Annotated in this window: 1 protein-coding gene; it reads right to left on the bottom strand. The window is 65.7% G+C overall.

What is annotated here, in order from left to right; all coding sequences use genetic code 11:
• Nucleotides 1–186: 186 nt before the first annotated feature.
• The coding region (locus tag AC1DYG_RS19440; RefSeq protein ID WP_477641496.1) for a hypothetical protein at nucleotides 187–490 on the bottom strand (304 nt) is incomplete at its 5' end.

Genomic DNA, 490 nt, shown 5'->3' on the forward strand with positions numbered 1-490 from the left:
GAGTGCGCCCCCACCGCTCCACTCCACGCGCTCTCTCTACATTCATTCAGTTAGTCAGACGCTCATGGGCGTGGCGCGTCTCTCTCGTCTCTCTAGTACGCCTGGATAGGCCCGAGCTCACCGCGCAACGTGACGCTGCCATCGGCGGCTCGCACGACGAACACGAGTGCGGCCTGCGCGGACGAATCAGCTGTCGGCGCCCCCGCCCGCTCCCCAGAGATGTGCTGCGTAGCGCGGGCATGTCTCTTCGTCGTCGAGGTTGTCAATTACTGCCGCGAGTTCCGAGTGGCCGTTGAGCGCGGCGAGGGTCATGAGCAAGTAGCGGAGGTCGCGCTCGCCCCGATAGGGAAGCGTGGCAGTCTCGGCGGTGATCCTTCGCGCCTCGACGAGAGCCTCGGCATGAGGATCAGGCCTCGTGTCCCGAGGCGAAACGGCGGCGATCGTCTCTTGCCACATGCTGGGCGTGGAGTCGCTCACGATGAGCCCGAGC

The organism is Pedococcus sp. P1_H8, from assembly GCF_056405175.1.